This is a genomic window from Erythrobacter neustonensis, assembly GCF_001663175.1.
Lineage (GTDB): Bacteria > Pseudomonadota > Alphaproteobacteria > Sphingomonadales > Sphingomonadaceae > Erythrobacter > Erythrobacter neustonensis.
This window is the reverse complement of sequence record NZ_CP016033.1, coordinates 2,801,959-2,819,189: the sequence shown is the minus strand read 5'-3', so window position 1 is coordinate 2,819,189 and position 17,231 is coordinate 2,801,959. Positions and strand designations below refer to the sequence as shown.

Genomic DNA, 17,231 nt, shown 5'->3' with positions numbered 1-17,231 from the left:
GGCCGGGCCGCTCCTTTCGCATAATCCCATGGGATCAATGGCATTCCAGCCACACCTCGACCTGCGAGAAGTCGCCCGCAGCAAGGTGCTCGGGGCGGATCCAGAAATAATAGGCCCCCCCGTCGCCCCAGCACCAGTCCATCGCATCGTCGCTGGCAAGTTGCAGCAGCAGCAGCTTGCCGAACGCGGGGTCCTCGATCGGATCGCTTTGCACGCCGTCATGATAACCGCCCATCCGGTGCGGCCGATTGTTGTAGAGCGACCGCCAGCCGGGTTCCTGCGCGCGGGCATAGCCATCGGGCAGAAGCGCGCGCCGCGCAGGGTCGAGATAATATTCGATCGCGACCTGATCGAGCCCGCGCGGCGGCGCAATCAGGATCGTTTCGCGCGGCGACATCAGCGCCGCGGGAAAACCATCGCCGCGGTGCCGCATATGGCGCAGTTCGAGATAGTCGAAATGCTTGCCCGCAAAACTCGCTGCGAGCTGCTGCCAGTGATCTTCGCCCAGCGGGGTATCGGGATCGCTGCGCGCAAGCATCGCAGCGATCTGGTCGCAGCCACCGGCAATCTTTTCGCGCCACACCAGCCAAGCTTCGTGAAGCGCCGCAATGTCGGCGAGCAAGGCATCGGCATCGCCCTGCGCCCAGCGCCCCGGGGCCGCTTCGAGAAAGGCGAGGCGACGCTGCTGCCCTTCGTTGAAATCGCCTGCCGCGCTTTCGCCCAGTCGCAGGCGCGCCTGTTCGCATTCGGCGATCAGCAGCGCCAGCCCGCCTTCGGCCAGCAGCGCATCGCGGGCTTCGGGATCGACCGGTTCGCGCGGTAACCGGCGCAGGCTTGCCGCCAGCGTTTCGACCGCGCTTCTCGCCTGTCCGAAGGTCATCGGGCGCAGCGCGGGGGCAGGCGTTGCATCGTCGATCCCGGCTAGCGGCACATCGGCATAAAGCAGTTCGGACAGATTGGCGGGGCTTGCCGATTTCCAGCTTGCCCCATCGGTTTCATGCACCGTCAGGCGATTGGGCATGGTGACGATATCGACCGGCCAGCGCCGCCAGACCGGCGGCACGTCTTCAGCGGCGAGCCAATTGTAGCTGCCCCCAGTATAGACCTTGTCGTGCACCGGGCCGCAATCATCGGGCGGGCGGCGTTCCGGCCCGATTTCGGTGATGTGGATCACGCGGTGCAGATCGCCGTCCTCGGCGGAAAAATGGTTGGGATTGACGAAGAACAGCAGCCAGCCATCGCGCGGCCCGATGCCGCCCCACAGATCGGCAGGCAGATCTGCGCAGGCAATCTGCGCCAGAAAATGCAGCGGGATGGCCCCGCGCTGCGGATATTGATCGTCCACCCCGCGCGGCCATGCGATGCTTTCGGGCATCATCGGCAATCCGCCCAGCCACGAGCGCGGCGGATCGCTGCGCAGCGGCACCTGCCGGCGCAGCACCGCGGTGACGCTTTCGGCCGGTTCGGGCAGGGTGGTGGCGTGGTCGGGGGCGATGGGCTGTGGCTCCGGCTCGGGCGGCAGCACGGCGTCCTGCATGGCGGATGGTTCGGGATTTTGGGCGCGATTATCGTGCGCGGCGGCATCCGGGCCGGAATCATGATCGCTATCGGGAGCGGCAGGAGCGGCATCTCCGGGGTGATGCGCAGCGCGCACCCGCGCCAGCCGCGCGGCATAGGCCTGCGCGGTCTGCGCCGCATCCGCTTCAGGCTCGGCGGCGGGCGCGGATCGTGCCTTTCTGCCGCTGCCGTGATCGGGCGATGTCGCGGGATCATCGTCACCCCGCAGCGGCCCCGATCGGGCATTGCGGCGTTTGATGGCAAGGCGGACGAGCACGATCAGCGCGAGCGCGCCTGCCACCGCCAGCAATACCGGCAAGACCAGGAATGTAACGTCCATTGCCGCAAACCTCTTTGCCCTTCGCGGGCGCTGCCCAATCGCGTGCCCTTCCCTTATCGGCGGCTTGGTTAATTTGTTCAAAAGGCGGGATTGCACGCACCGCCACAAAATCGGCGCGCCGCGTCTTGCGGTTGTTCGCAGATTGGCCCACCTGCCTGAGTGACGCGCGTGCGAAGCTGCGCTATTCGTGAAAACAATCCATGCTGACCCGTCTTTCGATCCGCAACATCGTCCTCATCGAAGCGCTCGATCTCGATTTCGCGCGCGGCCTTGGCGTGCTCACCGGGGAAACCGGGGCGGGCAAGTCGATTTTGCTCGATGCGCTGGGCCTGATCCTCGGCGACCGCGCCGAAACATCGCTGGTGCGCAGCGGTGAGGACAAGGCGAGCGTGATCGCCAGTTTCGAATTTGCTGCGCTGCCGCCTGCGATCGCCGCAGCGCTCGACGATGCCGATATCACGATCGAACCGGGCGAACCGCTGATGATCCGGCGACAGGTCAAGGCCGATGGCGGGTCGAAGGCGTTCATCAACGACCAGCCGGCGAGCGTCGCCTTGCTGCGCGAGTTGGCGCCCGCACTGGTCGAACTGCACGGCCAGCACGATGATCGGGGACTGGTGAACCCGCGCGGTCACCGTGCGCTGCTCGACCGCTATGCCGGGACAGAAGTTGCCGGGCTCGAACGCGCCTATGCCGACTGGGCGCGCGCCGAAGCGCAGTTGGCGCAGGCGCGCGATGCCGTGGAACAGGCCAGAACCGATCAGGACTTGCTGATCGCGCATCTGGCCGAACTATCCGCGCTCGAACCGCAGGCGGGCGAGGAGGAACGCCTCGCGCTGGCCCGCGCCGACATGCAGAAGGGCGAGAAGCTGTCGGGTGATCTCGATGCGCTGCGGCATTTGTGGGACGGATCGGATTCGCCGCTGGCGAGCTTGCGCGTCGCTGCGCGCAAACTCGACCGGATCGCCGATCAGCACCCGCTGCTGGCCGAGGCGCTGGCCGCATTGGACCGCGCGGTGATCGAAGCGAGCGAGGCCGAAGACAAGCTGCGCTCCGCGGCCGAGGCGCTGGTGCACGATCCGCTCGAACTGGAGCGCGCCGAAACGCGGTTGTTCGAACTGCGCGCCGCCGCACGCAAGCACCGCTGCGAGGTCGATCACTTGCCCGAACTGGCGCGCACGATGCGCAGCCGATTGGACGCGATCGAAGGGGGCGAGGCGCAACTGGACGCGCTCGAAGCGGCAGCGCGCGAGGCCCGCGCCGCCTATGTCGCGATGGCCGAACAGGCGCGCACTGTGCGGACGGCGGGCGCCGCGCGGCTCGATGCGGCGGTGGCGGCGGAATTGGCACCGCTGAAACTTGATGCCGCGCGGTTCCGCACGCAATTGACGCCGCTGCCCGAAGATCGCTGGAACGCACACGGGATGGATGCGGCGGAATTCCTGATCGCGACCAACCCCGGCGCGCCATTTGCGCCGCTGGGCAAGATTGCCAGCGGCGGCGAATTGTCGCGCTTCATCCTCGCGCTGAAGGTGGCGCTGGCGGAAAAGGGCGGCGCAGCGACGATCATCTTCGACGAGATCGACCGCGGTGTGGGCGGCGCGGTGGCCAGCGCGATTGGCGAACGGCTCGCGCGGCTGGCGGCGAACGAGGGGCAATTGCTTGCGGTCACGCACAGCCCGCAGGTCGCCGCGCGCGGTAGCCAGCACTATTTCATCGCCAAGGCATCGAGCGGCACGGTGACGCGCACCAGCGTGGTGTTGCTCGACCATGCCGGGCGGCAGGAGGAAATCGCGCGGATGCTGTCGGGCGCGGAAGTCACGCCCGAAGCGCGCGCGCAGGCGGATCGTTTGCTGGAAGGGGTGTGAGATGATGCGCTGTATTGCTGTTGTCTCGGCGGCGCTGCTGGCCGCGGCCTGTTCGCCCGCCACCCCTGCGCCCGAGGAGGCCAAGACCGCCGTGAAGCCCAACAATGCGAGTTTCGGCACCGACGCCAATCTGGCGGCCTCCACGCCCGATGCGGTGCTGCGCTATGCCGATCATGCCCGCGGCTTTGCCGAATTGCGGCTGCCCCAAGGGGCGGGGCCGTTTCCTTTGGCGGTGATCTATCACGGCGGGTGCTGGAAGACCGGGATTGCCAGCCAGGCCTATATGGCGCCGCTCGCGACGCGCTGGCAGGCGCTGGGGATCGCGACGCTCAATGTCGATTACCGCGAAGTGGGCGATGGCGGCGGCTGGCCGGGATCGTTCGAAGACTGGGCCGCGTCGGCGCGGCTGATCGATGCGGTGGCGGCGCGTTATCCGGTCGACCGGGACGCGGTGACGCTGGTGGGCCATTCGGCAGGCGCTCTGCCCGCGCAGTGGTTGGCACGCAGCGACGGGGCCGATGGGCCGGTGGGTGCGAGGGCGGCGGTGCCGGTGGCAGGGGCGATCGTGCTCGATGGGCCGGCCGATGTCGGGGCCGAACGCGCGGGCTTCGATGCGCTGTGCCAGTTCTCCGCGGTCGATCCCTTCATGGGCGGCGCGCCGGAGCGGTTCCCCGAACGCTACACCGCGATCTCGCCCGCAACGGTTGCGCCCAAGCTTGCCGAGCTTCTGTTCGTGCAGGCGAAACTGCCCGCACCCTCGGCAGCGACGCAGGCATCGCTCGCCACCGGGGCGGGGCGGGTGACAGTGCGCGAGAACGCGGGGGCGAGCCATTTTGCGATCATCACGCCGGGCAACCCCGCTTACACCGCGAACGAGCCCGCGATGCTGGCCGTGCTGAAGCGCGGGCGGTGACACGATGACCGGCGAACTCTCCGAAGCACAGGCCGCCAACGAGCTGATGCGGCTCGCGCGCGAGATAGCGCGGCACGACCGGCTGTATCACGCCGAGGACAGCCCCGAGGTTACCGACGCCGAATACGACGCGCTGGTGCGGCGCAATGCGGAGCTGGAAGCGGCCTTCCCGCACCTCGTCCGCGCCGACAGCCCGTCGCGCAAGGTCGGCCACGCCATCGCCGCCTCGCCGCTCGGCAAGGTGACGCACGAAGTGCGGATGATGAGCCTCGACAATGCCTTTTCGGCCGAAGAGGTCGCCGAATGGCTCGCGCGGATGCGGCGGTTTCTGAGCCTGCCGGCTGACGCCGCGATGGCGGTCACCGCCGAGGACAAGATCGACGGGTTGTCGTGCAGCTTGCGTTACGAGAACGGCACGCTGGTCCGCGCCGCCACCCGCGGGGACGGGCAGGTGGGCGAGGACGTGACCGCCAATGTCGCGCATATCCCCGACATCCCGCAGCAGCTTCCCGCCGGCGTGCCGCAAGTGTTCGAGGTGCGCGGCGAGGTCTATATGGAAAAGGCCGCCTTTGCCGCGCTCAATGCCGCGCAGGCCGAGGCCGGGGGCAAGTTGTTCGCCAATCCGCGCAACGCGGCGGCGGGCAGCCTGCGGCAGAAGGACGCGGGCGTTACCGCCAGGCGCCCCTTGCGGTTCTGGGCGCATGGCTGGGGCGCGGCAAGCAGCGTGCCGGGCAGCACGCAGAGCGAGGTGGTCGAGAGCTTGCGCGAATGGGGCTTTCCCGTCTCGCCCCTGTTCACCACGATCACCGGCGGGGCCGAGGCACTGGTCGCGCATTTTGCCGCGATCGGTGCGGGCCGCGCGGCCTTGCCCTATGATATCGACGGGGTGGTCTACAAGCTCGACCGATTGGACTGGCAGGAGCGGCTGGGTTTCGTTGCCAAGGCCCCGCGCTGGGCGCTGGCGCACAAGTTCCCGGCCGAGCGTGCCGAAACCACCGTGCAGGGGATCGACATTCAGGTGGGGCGCACGGGCAAGCTGACCCCGGTGGGCCGCCTTGCCCCGGTGCTGGTCGGCGGGGTGACCGTCACCAACGTCACGCTCCACAACCGCGACGAGATCGCGCGGCTGGGCCTTCGCGTCGGCGACCGCGTGGTGATCCAGCGCGCGGGCGACGTGATCCCGCAGGTCGTCGAGAACCTCACCCGCGAAGAACCGCGCGCGCCCTTCGTCTTCCCCGATCATTGCCCCGAATGCGGCAGCGAGGCGGTGGCCGAGGAGGGCGAGGTCGATGTGCGCTGCACCGGCGGGCTGATCTGCCCCGCGCAGCGCACCCAGCGACTGGAGCACTTCGTCAGCCGCAAGGCATTGGATATCGAAGGCCTGGGCGAGAAGACCATCGCCCAGTTCTTTGCCTTGGGCTGGCTTGAAAGCCCCGCCGATATCTACCGCCTGCGCAGGCGGCGCAGCGATATCCTCGGCCTTGAAGGCTGGCAGGAAAAGTCGGTCGACAATCTGCTCGCCGCAATCGAGGCCAAGCGCGCGCCCGATGCCGCGCGGCTGCTCTTCGCACTCGGCATAAGGCACGTGGGCGAAGTCACCGCGCGCGACCTGATGAAGCGGTTCCATGAACTGCCGATCTTGCGCACCCTTGCCGAGCAGGCGCGCGCCGGCGAAAGTGATGCCGCAGCCGAATTGCTCGCGATCGACGGGATCGGCCCATCGGTGGTCGAGGCGCTGGGCGATTTCTTCCACGAACCCCACAACGTCGCAGTCTGGGAAGACCTGCTAAACGAAGTCACCCCGCCGCGTTACGAGGTGAAAACCGTCGCCAGCCGCGTTTCGGGCAAGACCGTGGTGTTCACCGGCAAGCTCGAAACGATGAGCCGCGATGAAGCGAAGGCGCAGGCTGAACGGCTGGGCGCGAAAGCCGCAGGCTCTGTCAGCGCGAAAACCGATCTGCTGGTGGCAGGGCCGGGGGCGGGATCGAAGATGAAGAAGGCCGCCGAACTCGGCATCGAGGTGGTCGACGAGGCAGGCTGGGCCGCGATCGTTGCCGAGGCGGCGGGCGGCGGCTGATGGATCTGCTGCGCGAACTGCACCCGCAGGCCGTGCGGATCGCGCAAATGCTGCGCAGCCGCGGCGAAAAGCTCGCCGTGGCGGACGGCGCGACCGGCGGGCTGATCGCGGCGGCGATGCTCACCGTTCCCGGTGCGCTCGATGTGTTCAAGGGGGGCGGGGTGGTCTATTCCTTCCGCGCGCGCGACGTGCTGTTCGGCCTCCCGCGCGAGGCTTACGAAGGGATGCGCGGCGCGAGCGAGGAATATGCCTTGCTACAGGCGCGCAGCATCGCTGCCAATTTCCGTAGCGACTGGGGCCTTGCGGAAAGCGGATCGGTGGGTGGATCGGCCCATCCCAGCGGCGCGCCGTCGGGGCGCAGCGTCGCCGCGCTGGCGGGGCCGGGGGGCGAGCACACCCGCCAGATCGACACCGCCAGCGATGACCGGATCGCCAACATGGCCGCCTTTACCCGCAACGCGCTCGCGCTGCTCGAAGACGCGCTCGCCCGCGCTTAATCGGTCGGCATCAGGTAAATCTCGCGCACCGCCGAGGTTTCGGATTGTTCGAGCGCGAACATCACCGCGCCGGCGATATCCTCGGGCTGAAGCTTGGTGGGCTTGGCTTCATCGAAGAAAGCGGTGTTGACCATGCCGGGTGCGATCACGGTCGCGCGCCCGCCCCATTCGCGCATTTCTTCGGCGATGTTTTCGGACAGGCCGTGGACGAACCACTTTGTCGCCGAATAGACCGATCCTTTCATATGATCGCGTCCGGCCTTCGATCCCGTCAGGATGAAATGGCCCTTGGTCTTGCGCAAGTACGGCATCGCGGTGTGCGCGGCATAGAGCACGCCGAGGATGTTGAGATGGATCATCGCGTGCCAATCATCGGGATCGCCGTTCTCGATCCCCGGCTTGTCGGTGCCCTTGCCGGCATTGGCGAAGACCGCGTCGATGCCGCCGAACTTGTCGGCAACCTTGGCAAAGGCATCGGCCAGCGCATCGCGGTCGGTCACATCGCAGGCGACCGCCAGCGCGGCATCGCCGATGTCTTCGGCCAGCGCGGACAGCTTGTCTTCGGACCGGGCGAGCAGCGCGACGTTCCAGCCCTTGGCAGCAGCAGAGCGGGCGGTGGCGGCGCCGATGCCTGACGAGGCACCGGTGATAAGCAGTGTGCGGGACATGGATTGGAGTTCCTTGAAGGCGGGGGGAAGGGCGTGTTCCCCGCCTCAACCGGCCTGCCGCCGCGGTGTTCCGTGTGTCCGCCTGCGATGCGATGATGCGCCGCAAGGCCGCGATCTGCGGTGGATCAGCGTCGCGCCTGCCGCCGGCGCAGCCACAGGATCGCCCAGTCGCCGCGTTGCAGCCGCGCGGCCATGCGGAAACCGGCAAGGTTCATCGCGCGCTTGACCGCGGCCTCCTGTTCGCCGGCGAGCAATCCGGCGAGCAGCAGGTGCCCGCCCGGCGGCACCGCGCGCGCGAAATCGGGGGCAAGGCTCACGAGGGGACCGGCGAGGATATTGGCGATCAACAGGTCATACGGCCCGCGCAGTTGCAGCAGCGGATCGTCCATCCCGTCGGCAACGATCATCACCGCTTCGCCCGCGCCCGCGCCCATCGGCACATCGTTCAATCGCGCATTCTCCTCGACCACACTGGTGCAGACCGGGTCGATATCGGTGAGCGTGAGAAGCGCGCGCGGCCACAGCGCCAGCGCGGCAAAGCCGAGCAGTCCGGTGCCCGTCCCGATATCGGCGACATTGCGCGCGGCAACCCCGCTCGCCTTCATCGCGCCGAGCATTTCGAGGCACCCCGCGGTGGTCTTGTGCTGGCCGGTGCCGAAGGCCTGGGATGCGGGGATCACGAAGTCGATCAGTGCGGGATCGGCGGGGTAATCGGGCGTGTGCACGTGAAAACGCCCGGCGCGGATCGGCGGCGCGTTGTGCTGGCTCAGCGTCACCCAGTCCTCGGGCGGGAGTTCCTCGACCGTGATCGCGGGAGCCTCGCCTTCGAACAGCCCCGCGAGCGCGGCCTTCTCGGCCTTGCCGGGCTTTCTCGGGAACCAGCCTTCGAGCACCCAGTCATCGGGCCTGTCTTCGGCTTCCTCGCGCCCGGCAATGACGAGTTCGTAATCCCAGTCGTCGATCAGATCATGCGCGAGCAATGCGGCCTGCACCACGGGCTTGGGCGCGTGGGCGGTGAGTTTCCAGGTGGTGCTCATGATGCGGCCTTTTCCTTGGCCAGCCGGCCATCCAGCGCCTTGGTCTTGCTGTCTGCATAGGCTGCGCAGGTCATCCCGCCGGCAAGCGTGCCGGTGCCCGCGCGGGCGATCATGTCGCTGGCCGAGGGGTGCGGGGTCAGCAGCATCGTGCATGCAAGCGGGCGCAGCCGCGCGATCCCCTTGCGGAACATCGCGACGTAATCGGGGTGGTCGGTGAAGCGATAGGCATCGGCGCTGACGGGAGAAAGGCTGTCGGCATAGACGATGGTGTGGCAGCCGCCGACATCGCAGCTTTCCCACTGCCAGCTCACCGCGCCGACGGTGTGGCCGGGCGTATTGATCGCGGTCAATTCCAGACCGGCGATTTTCACAACCTCGCCGTCTTTGACAGTGCGGATTGGCCCGGTGACGGGGGCCATCGGCGGGTGGAGGCCCGCCTGCGGATCGCGCGGATCGTCTTTCCCGGTGCGGATCACATCGGCGGCCCCTTCGCCCACCACCACAGGAGCACCGGTCAGCCCCTGCATCCGGGCAAAGCCGCCAACGTGGTCGAAATGCTCGTGACTGGCGAGGATCGCTTTCACATCGGACAGCTTGACGCCGATCTTGGCGATGTTGGCCGCGACCGCCTCTGACCCCTTGGCGGTGCCGGTGTCGATCAGCACCGCGCCCTCGCGCCCGCGGATCAAGAGCGCGGTGATCCCGCAGGTGCCGACATACCATGTGTCGCCGTGGATCTGGAACGGCTCGGTCGGCTTGTCCCAATCGTCGCCGTCCTCGCACACGGCGCCGAAGCGGGCGATGTCGCTCGAATGCTGCGCGTCCTCAATCTTGGCGGCAAGGTCGGCCGAACCGGCGCTGTTGCTGCAGGCGGACAGTGCCAGTGTGCCTGCGATAAGGGCGGTTTTAGCGGACAAAGCTTGCTCCATTCGCGTCGATCACTGCGCCGGTCATGCTGGGGGGCGCGTCCAATGCGCAGAAGGTGATGATGCGCGCGATTTCATCTGGCGTGGCGACGCGGCCCAGCGGAATGTCTGCGAGCAGCGCAGGCCCGCCGCGCGATGCCAGATAGTCATCGGCCATGCTGGTGTCGGTGAAGCCGGGGGTGACTGCAAAGCTGAAGATGCCGTCCTTGGCATAGGCGCGGGCGATGGTCTTGTGCATCCCCACCATCCCGGATTTCGCGGCGGCATAGTGCCAGTGCGCAGGGGAATCGCCGCGATAGGCCGCGCGGCTGGCGACATGGACAAGCCGGCCGGGGGCGGCGCGTTCCTGCCAGTGCAACACCGCCAGCCGCGATAATTGCGCCGCGCTGGTGAGATTGACGCGCAGCGTGTCTTCCCACGCGTCGAGCCATTCGATGTCCGAGCGTTCGAGCCGGTTGGCCTCGAAACGGCCCGCATTGTTGACCACCGCGTCGATTTCGCCGCCCGCGATTTTTAGCGCCTGATCCCACAGCGTTTGCGCGGCGAGCGGATCGGCGAAATCGGCGGCGATCATCGGGATGCCGCCGGGGCCTTGCGTGCCTACGCGGCTGGCATGACCGATCACCTTGGCACCGCGCGCGGCCAGCGCTTCGAGCGCCGCCCTGCCAATTCCGCGGCTTGATCCGGTTACAAGAATGTGTCCCATGCAAGCGCCTATCCGAAACTTTGCAAGTCATGTCCACTGCTCGCCGCTTGCCTCGTGCGACAGCCGCGCTAAGTGGGATGCCAAATACCAGGGACCAGACGGGATCACCATGAACCAAAGACCGCTTTCGCCCCACCTGCAGATCTGGCGGTGGGGGCCGCACATGCTCATTTCGATCCTCCACCGCGCCACCGGCGACGGGATGGCGCTGGTCGGGCTCGGCGTGCTGGTGTGGTGGCTGGGCGCGCTTGCGAGCGGGCCGGAAGCCTACGCCACCTTCCAGGGCGCGATGGGGTCGCCGCTGGGCCTGATCGTGCTGGTCGGGCTGTCGTGGGCGTTCTTCACCCACATGATGAGCGGCCTTCGGCACTTCGTGCTCGACATCGGAGCAGGCTACGAACTCGACACCAATCGCATGTGGTCGATCGCTGCGCCGATCATCGCCATTCTTCTGACCATGGCCTTCTGGGCCGTGATCCTGACACGCTGAGGAGCAGGTCACATGGGTAACGGAACCTCCATCGGCCGCGTGCGCGGTCTTGGCGCGGCCCACCACGGCGCGCATCACTGGCTGCTCCAGCGCTTCACCGCGATCGGCAACGTCGTCCTCATGAGCTGGCTGATCGTAAGCCTCGCACTGATGGGTGACTATGGCTATGCCAATGTCGCCAAGTGGCTGGGCAATCCGCTCAACGCGACCGCGATGATCCTGCTGGTCTTCAGCCTGTTCTGGCACGCGCGTCTTGGGCTTCAGGTGCTGATCGAGGACTATGTCCACGAAGCCGGCACCAAGTTTGCGGCACTTGCCGCGCTCAATCTTGCAACCATCGGCGGCGGCGCCTTCGGGATTTTCAGCGTCGCCGCGCTCGCATTCGGAGGTAACGCCTGATGGCCACCGCAGCACCCAAGGGCACTGCCAATGACGTTGGCGGCGCGCACCTGACCGGCGCCTACACGATCGTCGATCACACCTATGACGTCGTCGTCGTGGGCGCAGGCGGATCGGGCCTGCGCGCGACGATGGGCGCGGCCGAGGCCGGCCTGCGCACCGCGAACATCTCCAAGGTGTTCCCCACGCGTAGCCACACCGTGGCCGCGCAGGGCGGGATCGCCGCGTCGCTCGGCAACAATTCGCCCGACCACTGGACCTGGCACATGTACGACACCGTCAAGGGGTCGGACTGGCTGGGCGATCAGGACGCGATCGAATATCTCGCACGCGAAGCCCCGGCGGCGGTCTATGAACTCGAGCACGCGGGCGTGCCCTTCAGCCGCAACGCCGATGGCACGATCTACCAGCGCCCCTTCGGCGGGCACATGCAGAACATGGGTGCCGGCCCGCCGGTGCAGCGCACCTGCGCCGCCGCTGACCGCACCGGCCATGCGATGCTTCACGCGCTCTATCAGCAGAGCCTGAAGTATGACGCGGACTTCTTCATCGAATATTTCGCGCTCGACCTCATCATGGACGAACGCGACGGGGTGAAGCAGTGCGTCGGCGTGATGGCGATGTGCCTTGATGACGGCAAGATCCACCGCTTCCGCGCGCAATCGGTCGTGCTGGCGACCGGCGGCTATGGCCGCTGCTATTACACCGCCACCTCGGCGCACACCTGCACCGGCGACGGCGGCGGGATGGTGCTGCGCGCAGGGCTCCCCTTGCAGGACATGGAGTTCGTCCAGTTCCACCCGACCGGCATCTACGGCGCGGGCGTGCTGATCACCGAAGGCGCGCGCGGGGAGGGGGGGTACCTCACCAACTCGCAAGGCGAGCGCTTCATGGAGCGTTATGCCCCGTCGGCGAAGGACTTGGCCAGCCGCGATGTCGTTAGCCGTTCGATGGCGCTGGAAATGCGCGAAGGGCGCGGCGTGGGGCCCGATGGCGACCACATCTACCTGCACCTCGACCATATCGATCCGAACGTGCTCGCCCAGCGCCTGCCGGGGATCACCGAAAGCGGCAAGATCTTTGCCGGTGTCGACCTTACCCGCCAGCCGCTCCCCGTCACCCCGACGGTGCATTACAACATGGGCGGCATTCCGTGTAACTATCACGGGCAGGTCGTCACGCTTGGCCCGGATGGCAATCCCGATACCGTGATCCCGGGCCTCTATGCCGTGGGCGAGGCTGCGTGTGTTTCGGTGCACGGCGCGAACCGCCTCGGCTCGAACTCGCTGATCGACCTTGTCGTCTTCGGCCGTGCGACCGGGCATCACCTGCGCGACAATATCAAGGCCGGCGCCAAGCAGCCCGAACTGCCCGCCGACAGCGCGGACTTCGCGCTGACCCGGCTCGATCACTTCCGCTATGCCAAGGGCGGTTCGCCCACCGCGCAGATCCGTGCCGAAATGCAGAAGGCGATGCAGAAGCACTGCGCCGTGTTCCGCGACCAGAAGCTGATGGACGAGGGCGTGGCCAAGCTGGCCGAGCAGAACAAGCGGATGGAGGACATCCACGTCACCGACCAGTCGCTGATCTGGAACTCGGACCTGATCGAGACGCTCGAACTCGACAACCTGATGGCGCAGGCCAACGTGACGATGGCATCGGCCGCCAACCGCAAGGAAAGCCGCGGCGCCCACGCGCACGAGGACTTCCCCGAGCGCAACGATGCCGAGTGGATGAAGCACACCATCGCCTGGTTTGACGGCTGGGGCGGGCGCGGCAGCAACAGCCGCATCGATTACCGCCCGGTCCACGAATACACGCTGACCGACGACATCAAGTATATCGAGCCCAAGGCCCGCGTTTACTGACGGATCAACCGGCGTTGATAAAGCGGCGGGCGGGGAAGGCCATCACCTTCCCCGCCCGCTTTTTTTCATCCGGTTATCCGGTTATCCGGTTATCCGGTTCGCCTGTCCGATCAGCGCGGCGTGCCGGCGTCTGCCACCTTGGGGCGCGCCGGGTAGGCGCAGCCGCGGCCCAGGCCCCAACCTTTCAGAAACGCGCGGCGCACCATGCCCGCGGTGTAGGCCGCCTGCAGCGCGCGGTCGTTGCTGGCCGCGCCGGTCACTTCCCGCACGATCCCGCGGAACGGCATCAGCGAACCCACCATGCGCTGCGCGATCCGGCCTTCGCTGAAGCGGTCGTTGCCGTCGTCGGTGGCGATGTCATAATCGCCGCCCAGCACCGTATCGAGCTCCGCGATCGCGCTGACCAGCGCATCGCACTTGGTCATCCCCGCGGTGGTATAGGGATCGAGCGCCGCGGTCTTGAGCACCGCGGGAATGTCGCGCCGGTCGATGTTGAGATCGCGCAGCGGGGTTCGTGCGACCTCCTTGACATCGGGTTCGGGCACGACCTGCGCGCTGGCAGGGGCGGCAAGCGCGCCGGCGATGGCAACCAGACCGGCCAGCGGCAGGGCGCGCAATGCGGGGCGAAGGGACAAAGATTTCACGTTCAAGCTCCTTGGAAGAATACGTCGCAGGCGTTGTTGTCCCTGCTCTCCAGCCCCAGCTTCAGCGCCGCCATCCGCTGCGCGCTGCTGCCGTGGGTGAAGCCTTCGGGATTGACCGACTGGCCGGCATTGCGCTGCAAGGTATCGTCGCCGATCGAACTTGCCGCCTGCAATCCTTCCTCAAGATCGCCGGGCTCGATAAGGTTCCGGTTCTTGCCCGCCCACATCCCGGCATAGCAATCGGCCTGCAATTCCATCGCCACCTGAAGCTGGTTTGCGGCGCGCGGGTTGCGTTGCTGCGCGCTGCGCACTTGGCTCGCCAGACCGGTGATGTTCTGGATGTGGTGGCCGTATTCATGCGAGATCACGTAGAGCCGCGCAAAATCGCCGCCGGTGCCCGACATGCGGGCCAGTTCGTCATAGAAGCCGGTGTCGATATAGATGCCCTTGTCCGCCGGGCAGTAGAACGGGCCCGCCGCCGAGGTCGCGCTGCCGCAGCCGTCGGTGGTGACACGGCCATTGCGGTAGAGATCGAGCGCGGGTTCTTCGAAGGGCAGGCCGACCTCGGCAAAGGTCGCGCGCCACGTGCGGTTGAGGCTGGCGAGCGCGGCGCATGACTCCTGCGCATATTCGCCGCTTGAGCACACTTGTTCCTCGGTCAGATCGTCGCCGCGGTCGCCGCTGCCGGTCTGCTGCTGCACGCCTTCGACCATCCCGATCGTCTGCATCGGGTCGAGCCCGAAGAACACCGCGCCCAGAAGCGCGATCACCAGCGTCCCGCAGCCAAGCCCGCCGGCGCCGATCCCGCCGCCCCCGCTTGAACGGACATTGATTTCCGACGTATCGAAAGGCCCCAGACGCATCCCATTTTCTCCGTTCATCCCGTTGCGCGACGCAAAGTGCTGGACAGCCGACAATGGCACGGCAAAAGCGACTGCATCAGGCCAAACGTGCAGGAGTTACGGTGAATGCTCAAGAACCGGCGTGCTCTCATCACCGGATCGACTTCGGGGATCGGCCTCGCCATCGCGCGCGCGCTGGCGGCGGAAGGGGCCGAGGTGATCATCAACGGGCTGGGGGATCAGGGACAGATTGCCACGCTGTGCGAGGAACTTGGCGCGACCTATAACGGCGCCAACCTGTTGGATACCGGCGCGATTGCGGCGATGATGGACGCGGTCGGCCCGGTCGATATTCTCGTCAACAATGCCGGGATGCAGCATGTCGCCCCGGTCGAGGAATTTCCGGCCGAAAAATGGGACGCGATTCTCGCGCTCAATCTGTCCGCAGCGTTCCACACCACGCGCGCCGCGGTGCCGGGGATGAAGGCGAAGGGCTGGGGGCGGATCATCAACACCGCAAGCGCGCATTCGCAGGTCGCCTCGCCGTTCAAGAGCGCCTATGTCGCCGCAAAGCACGGGCTGGCCGGTTTTACCAAGACGATCGCGCTGGAACTGGCGACCCACGGGATCACCGTCAACTGCATCTCTCCGGGATATGTCTGGACGCCGCTGGTGGAAAACCAGATCCCCGACACCATGGCCGCGCGCGGCATGACGCGCGAACAGGTGATGAACGACATCCTGCTCGCCAAGCAGCCGACCAAGCAGTTCATCACGCCCGAAGACGTGGCGGCGATGGCGGTGTTCCTGTGCAGCGATGCAGCGCGCGGGATCACCGGCGCGAATTACGCGATCGACGGGGGCTGGACCGCCGAATGATCGCCTTGATGCGCCAATTGCTGGGGCTGGCGGCGGCGGGACTGGTGCTGACCGGCTGCGCGCCCGCGCCCGCCGCGCGCGCGCCCCAGGTCGACCGCGACGAGATCGGCCTGCGTCTGTCCTCTGATATCGCGGTGCTGGCCGCCGACGACATGCGCGGCCGCAAGCCCGGCACCCCCGGCGGACGCGCGGCCTATACCTATATCGAAAAGCGGATGGAGGAGGTGGGGCTGGTGTCGGGCACCAACGACCCCGGCTCCTACTGGCGCCTGCCGGTCGATCTGCTCGCCACCGAGCCGCAGACCGCGCAATTGGTCCTGACGCAGGGCAAGCGCCGCGTGGTTATTCCCGCAACCGATGCAGCGGCATACACGCTGCGCCGCCGCGCGCTCGCGTTCGGCGGGCCGGGGACGGGGGTTCCCGTGGTGTTCGTCGGCTATGGCGACGGATCGGTGCTGGGCGAGGCGCTGGCGGGGGCGGTGGCGGTGATGCTTGCCGATCCGGGCCGCGATGCCGACCGGCGCGACGCCTTGTTCCGCCAGCGGGCGACTGCCGTTGTCACCGTGCTGCCGGACCGCGAAAGCCTCACCCGTGTTCGCGCCTTGCAAGAGCGCGCGCATGTGCAACTCGCGAACGAGGAAAGCGATACGCTGGCGGCTTACGTCACCGATTCGGTGCTGGCCGACATGATCGGTGCGCGCCGCTGGGAAGGATTGAAGCGCGAGGCCGAGGCGGGCACCTTGCCCCCTTACGAGCTCAACCTTGCGATCAGCATCGAGGCGACCTCGGACCGCCGCGAATATCCCAGCCAGAACATTCTCGGAATGATCCCCGGCACCGCGCCGGGCATGGGCGCGGTGCTGGTGCTGGCGCATTGGGACCACCTTGGCGAATGCGGCGCAGCAGAGGCGAGCGATCACATCTGCAACGGCGCGGCGGACAATGCCAGCGGGGTGGCGATGATGCTCGAACTGGCGCGGCGGCTGAAACAGGGCCCGCCGCTGGCGCGTGACATCTATTTCCTGGCGACCACTGCGGAGGAACCGGGGCTGCTCGGCACCCGCGCCTTCGTCAAGGACCCGCCGCTGCCGCTCGGCAGCATTGTCGCCGCCTTCAATCTCGACATGATGGCGGTCGCTCCCAAAGGCAGCCCGGTGGGCTTCATCGGGCGCGGGTTCGATGCTGCGCTCGATGCCGCGGTGCTCGATGCGATCGCTGCGAGCGGGCGCGCGGTCGGCGACCAGGCGCTGGCCGACAGCTTCGTGCAGCGGCAGGATGGCTGGGCGCTGGTGCAGGCGGGCGTGCCGACGGTGCTGGTGTCGGGCACCTATGGCAGCCGCGCGGTGCTCGACCCGTTCATCGCCGCGCGCTACCATCAGCCGGGCGACGAGGCCGACGCGGTCGAACTTGGCGGCGCGATCGAAGACACGCTTCTGCACGAGGCGCTGATCCGCCGCATTGCCGATCCTGCACGCTATCCTGCGACCGATCGTTCGGGCCCCAAGACCCGCCCCTAGCGC

At 67.3% G+C, this 17,231-nt stretch carries 16 protein-coding genes; 9 read left to right on the top strand and 7 right to left on the bottom strand.

Annotated elements, in window-relative coordinates; all coding sequences use genetic code 11:
* Positions 1-34: 34 nt before the first annotated feature.
* Complete coding sequence (locus A9D12_RS14555) at positions 35-1,897, bottom strand: DUF1963 domain-containing protein (RefSeq protein ID WP_082925563.1); 1,863 nt, start codon at positions 1,895-1,897, stop codon at positions 35-37.
* A gap of 200 nt (positions 1,898-2,097) precedes the next feature.
* Here A9D12_RS14555 and recN point away from each other — a divergent pair, with 200 nt between their 5' ends.
* The 4 genes from recN to A9D12_RS13065 are packed head-to-tail and all read left to right on the top strand — an operon-like array spanning position 2,098 to position 7,252.
* The gene (recN, locus tag A9D12_RS13080; RefSeq protein WP_068352534.1) at positions 2,098-3,765 is read left to right on the top strand and encodes a DNA repair protein RecN; all 1,668 of its coding nucleotides are present in this window, start codon (positions 2,098-2,100) and stop codon (positions 3,763-3,765) included.
* A 4-nt stretch (positions 3,766-3,769) separates the two neighbouring features.
* Entirely contained in the window at positions 3,770-4,678 is a 909-nt protein-coding gene (locus A9D12_RS13075; RefSeq protein ID WP_197489827.1) for an alpha/beta hydrolase family protein, read from the top strand.
* Positions 4,679-4,682: 4 nt separating this feature from the next.
* A complete protein-coding gene (gene ligA, locus A9D12_RS13070) occupies positions 4,683-6,755 on the top strand; it encodes an NAD-dependent DNA ligase LigA (RefSeq protein WP_068352531.1) in 2,073 nt (690 codons plus the stop codon).
* Positions 6,755-7,252 (top strand): CinA family protein, encoded by a 498-nt coding sequence (locus A9D12_RS13065; protein WP_082925562.1) that lies wholly within the window; start codon positions 6,755-6,757, stop codon positions 7,250-7,252. The genes ligA and A9D12_RS13065 overlap by 1 nt, the downstream gene beginning before the upstream one ends.
* On the opposite strand, the gene A9D12_RS13060 is transcribed toward A9D12_RS13065, so the two are convergent.
* The 4 genes from A9D12_RS13060 to A9D12_RS13045 form a co-directional block, all read right to left on the bottom strand.
* Positions 7,249-7,920: an SDR family oxidoreductase gene (locus tag A9D12_RS13060; protein ID WP_068352530.1), complete on the bottom strand. Its 672-nt coding sequence runs from the start codon at positions 7,918-7,920 to the stop codon at positions 7,249-7,251. The two genes, A9D12_RS13065 and A9D12_RS13060, sit on opposite strands and share 4 nt — an antisense overlap.
* Positions 7,921-8,045: 125 nt before the next feature.
* Positions 8,046-8,957, bottom strand: a complete 912-nt coding sequence (locus A9D12_RS13055; RefSeq protein ID WP_068352527.1) for a 50S ribosomal protein L11 methyltransferase — start codon at positions 8,955-8,957, stop codon at positions 8,046-8,048.
* Positions 8,954-9,874, bottom strand: coding sequence for a subclass B3 metallo-beta-lactamase (bla, locus tag A9D12_RS13050; protein WP_068352524.1), 921 nt, complete (start codon positions 9,872-9,874; stop codon positions 8,954-8,956). Before bla ends, A9D12_RS13055 begins: the two co-directional genes overlap by 4 nt.
* The gene (locus A9D12_RS13045) at positions 9,864-10,589 is read right to left on the bottom strand and encodes an SDR family NAD(P)-dependent oxidoreductase (protein ID WP_068352522.1); all 726 of its coding nucleotides are present in this window, start codon (positions 10,587-10,589) and stop codon (positions 9,864-9,866) included. Before A9D12_RS13045 ends, bla begins: the two co-directional genes overlap by 11 nt.
* 163 nt (positions 10,590-10,752) lie before the next feature.
* Here A9D12_RS13045 and sdhC point away from each other — a divergent pair, with 163 nt between their 5' ends.
* Genes sdhC through sdhA form a run of 3 tightly spaced genes read left to right on the top strand, consistent with a single transcriptional unit; the run spans position 10,753 to position 13,346 of the window.
* On the top strand, positions 10,753-11,079 hold the full coding sequence (gene sdhC, locus A9D12_RS13040; protein WP_231889631.1) for a succinate dehydrogenase, cytochrome b556 subunit: 327 nt from the start codon (positions 10,753-10,755) through the stop codon (positions 11,077-11,079).
* Positions 11,080-11,091: 12 nt separating this feature from the next.
* Positions 11,092-11,478, top strand: coding sequence for a succinate dehydrogenase, hydrophobic membrane anchor protein (sdhD, locus tag A9D12_RS13035; protein WP_068352518.1), 387 nt, complete (start codon positions 11,092-11,094; stop codon positions 11,476-11,478).
* Positions 11,478-13,346 carry a succinate dehydrogenase flavoprotein subunit gene (gene sdhA / locus A9D12_RS13030; protein ID WP_068352516.1) on the top strand — a complete coding sequence of 623 codons (1,869 nt, stop codon included), beginning with the start codon at positions 11,478-11,480 and terminating at the stop codon, positions 13,344-13,346. Before sdhD ends, sdhA begins: the two co-directional genes overlap by 1 nt.
* A 110-nt stretch (positions 13,347-13,456) precedes the next feature.
* On the opposite strand, the gene A9D12_RS13025 is transcribed toward sdhA, so the two are convergent.
* Positions 13,457-13,990, bottom strand: coding sequence for a hypothetical protein (locus A9D12_RS13025; protein ID WP_231889630.1), 534 nt, complete (start codon positions 13,988-13,990; stop codon positions 13,457-13,459).
* Positions 13,991-13,992: 2 nt separating this feature from the next.
* The gene (gene ypfJ, locus A9D12_RS13020; protein ID WP_068352513.1) at positions 13,993-14,853 is read right to left on the bottom strand and encodes a KPN_02809 family neutral zinc metallopeptidase; all 861 of its coding nucleotides are present in this window, start codon (positions 14,851-14,853) and stop codon (positions 13,993-13,995) included.
* A 105-nt stretch (positions 14,854-14,958) separates the two neighbouring features.
* Here ypfJ and A9D12_RS13015 point away from each other — a divergent pair, with 105 nt between their 5' ends.
* Both A9D12_RS13015 and A9D12_RS13010 read left to right on the top strand, forming a co-directional pair.
* Positions 14,959-15,711: a 3-hydroxybutyrate dehydrogenase gene (locus tag A9D12_RS13015; RefSeq protein WP_068352512.1), complete on the top strand. Its 753-nt coding sequence runs from the start codon at positions 14,959-14,961 to the stop codon at positions 15,709-15,711.
* The gene (locus A9D12_RS13010; RefSeq protein WP_068352511.1) at positions 15,708-17,228 is read left to right on the top strand and encodes a M20/M25/M40 family metallo-hydrolase; all 1,521 of its coding nucleotides are present in this window, start codon (positions 15,708-15,710) and stop codon (positions 17,226-17,228) included. Before A9D12_RS13015 ends, A9D12_RS13010 begins: the two co-directional genes overlap by 4 nt.
* Positions 17,229-17,231: the final 3 nt, after the last annotated feature.

What these genes read in the sequence shown, in the direction of transcription:
- A9D12_RS14555 (WP_082925563.1), bottom strand. Translation starts at nt 1,897, where the DNA reads ATGGACGTTACATTCCTGGTCTTGCCGGTATTGCTGGCGGTGGCAGGC.
- recN (WP_068352534.1), top strand. Translation starts at nt 2,098, where the DNA reads ATGCTGACCCGTCTTTCGATCCGCAACATCGTCCTCATCGAAGCGCTC.
- A9D12_RS13075 (WP_197489827.1), top strand. Translation starts at nt 3,770, where the DNA reads ATGCGCTGTATTGCTGTTGTCTCGGCGGCGCTGCTGGCCGCGGCCTGT.
- ligA (WP_068352531.1), top strand. Translation starts at nt 4,683, where the DNA reads ATGACCGGCGAACTCTCCGAAGCACAGGCCGCCAACGAGCTGATGCGG.
- A9D12_RS13065 (WP_082925562.1), top strand. Translation starts at nt 6,755, where the DNA reads ATGGATCTGCTGCGCGAACTGCACCCGCAGGCCGTGCGGATCGCGCAA.
- A9D12_RS13060 (WP_068352530.1), bottom strand. Translation starts at nt 7,920, where the DNA reads ATGTCCCGCACACTGCTTATCACCGGTGCCTCGTCAGGCATCGGCGCC.
- A9D12_RS13055 (WP_068352527.1), bottom strand. Translation starts at nt 8,957, where the DNA reads ATGAGCACCACCTGGAAACTCACCGCCCACGCGCCCAAGCCCGTGGTG.
- A9D12_RS13045 (WP_068352522.1), bottom strand. Translation starts at nt 10,589, where the DNA reads ATGGGACACATTCTTGTAACCGGATCAAGCCGCGGAATTGGCAGGGCG.
- sdhC (WP_231889631.1), top strand. Translation starts at nt 10,753, where the DNA reads ATGCTCATTTCGATCCTCCACCGCGCCACCGGCGACGGGATGGCGCTG.
- sdhD (WP_068352518.1), top strand. Translation starts at nt 11,092, where the DNA reads ATGGGTAACGGAACCTCCATCGGCCGCGTGCGCGGTCTTGGCGCGGCC.
- sdhA (WP_068352516.1), top strand. Translation starts at nt 11,478, where the DNA reads ATGGCCACCGCAGCACCCAAGGGCACTGCCAATGACGTTGGCGGCGCG.
- ypfJ (WP_068352513.1), bottom strand. Translation starts at nt 14,853, where the DNA reads ATGCGTCTGGGGCCTTTCGATACGTCGGAAATCAATGTCCGTTCAAGC.
- A9D12_RS13015 (WP_068352512.1), top strand. Translation starts at nt 14,959, where the DNA reads ATGCTCAAGAACCGGCGTGCTCTCATCACCGGATCGACTTCGGGGATC.
- A9D12_RS13010 (WP_068352511.1), top strand. Translation starts at nt 15,708, where the DNA reads ATGATCGCCTTGATGCGCCAATTGCTGGGGCTGGCGGCGGCGGGACTG.